This window comes from Desulfosporosinus sp. I2, assembly GCF_000960765.1.
Lineage (GTDB): Bacteria > Bacillota > Desulfitobacteriia > Desulfitobacteriales > Desulfitobacteriaceae > Desulfosporosinus.
Map to the genome: position 1 here is coordinate 1 of NZ_JYNH01000273.1, position 1,680 is coordinate 1,680.

A 1,680-nucleotide genomic window follows, 5' to 3' on the forward strand; every position below is an offset into this window, starting at 1 on the left:
CCAACGGCACGCTTAACCTATCCTTCTGTGTCACCCCATTGCTCAAACGCTTCTCGGTGGTACTGGAATGTCAACCAGTTGTCCATCACCTACGCCTTTCGGCCTCGGCTTAGGTCCCGACTTACCCTGGGCGGACGAGCCTTCCCCAGGAATCCTTAGATTTTCGGCGGACAAGATTCTCACTTGTCTTTTCGCATACTCATACCGGCATTCTCACTTCTAAACGCTCCACTAGTCCTTACGGTCTAACTTCGCTGCATTTAGAACGCTCCCCTACCCCTTATCGAGGTTCGATATTCGATGCACGATGTTCGATTATTTCCAGTTGTCTAATAAGCGATAGATTTGTCTTGCAATATGATCGTAAGTCTCGCTTAGCTCTTGGAAAACGTCGTTTTCCAAGTACCCAAGATCTTTGATCATTTCTATCAATACCATCACTTCATTACATGATCCCAAGGCAATTCTTAAGAAGGCCTTAAAATCAGCTGCAGTGCTTTTTCGTCCATATCCCTCTGCTATATTCAGAGGAATGGATGTTGCTGCTCTACGCATCTGACTTCCTAGTTCATATAACTCATGCTTTGGAAATATTCTAAGGTCATTCGATGTAGTTTCAAAGCTGTCTCATAAGACTTTTTATAGACTTCTAAGTCCTTGTAGCTTTTAATCATCGCTTTCCCTCTTTCGAACTTCGAATCTCGAATCTCGAACCTCGATAAAGCCATAGCTTCGGTGATACACTTGAGCCCCGTTACATTTTCGGCGCAGAACCACTCGACCAGTGAGCTATTACGCACTCTTTAAATGGTGGCTGCTTCTGAGCCAACATCCTGGTTGTCTGTGCAATTCCACATCCTTTCCCACTTAGTGTATACTTAGGGACCTTAGCTGATGGTCTGGGCTGTTTCCCTTTCGACTATGAAGCTTATCCCCCACAGTCTGACTCCCAATCTAAATCCAATGGCATTCGGAGTTTGATAAGGTTCGGTAACCTGGTAAGGCCCCTAGCCTATTCAGTGCTCTACCGCCATTGCTCATCAATTGAGGCTAGCCCTAAAGCTATTTCGGGGAGAACCAGCTATCTCCGTGTTCGATTGGCATTTCACCCCTACCCACAGCTCATCCCCTGCCTTTTCAACGACAGTGAGTTCGGGCCTCCAGTAGGTTTTACCCCACCTTCACCCTGGCCATGGGTAGATCACACGGTTTCGGGTCTACAGCATGTAACTCGTCGCCCTTTTCAGACTCGCTTTCGCTTCGGCTCCAGCTTCTCGCCTTAACCTCGCTACATACCATAACTCGCCGGTTCATTCTACAAAAGGCACGCCATGACTCGAAGTTCGTGGTTCGATGTACGATGTTCGATTTTTTGTATTCCTCTGCGGTCTTGACCCGAAATACGACTTCGTCGCACCTCGTTTTATCGCTTCATAAGAACACATTCATCGAATTTCGAATCTCGAACCACGAACCTCGAGCTCTGACTGCTTGTAAGCGCACGGTTTCAGGTTCTCTTTCACTCCTCTTCCGAGGTGCTTTTCACCTTTCCCTCACGGTACTTGTTCGCTATCGGTCGCTAAGAAGTATTTAGCCTTGGGAGGTGGTCCTCCCTGCTTCCCACGGGGTTTCACGTGTCCCGCGGTACTCAGGATTCCCTCACAGTTTGATTCCCTTTCG

At 47.7% G+C, this 1,680-nt stretch carries 1 rRNA gene; it reads right to left on the minus strand.

Annotated elements, in window-relative coordinates:
* Nucleotides 1–1,680 (minus strand): 23S ribosomal RNA (locus UF75_RS25595); the annotation flags it as partial.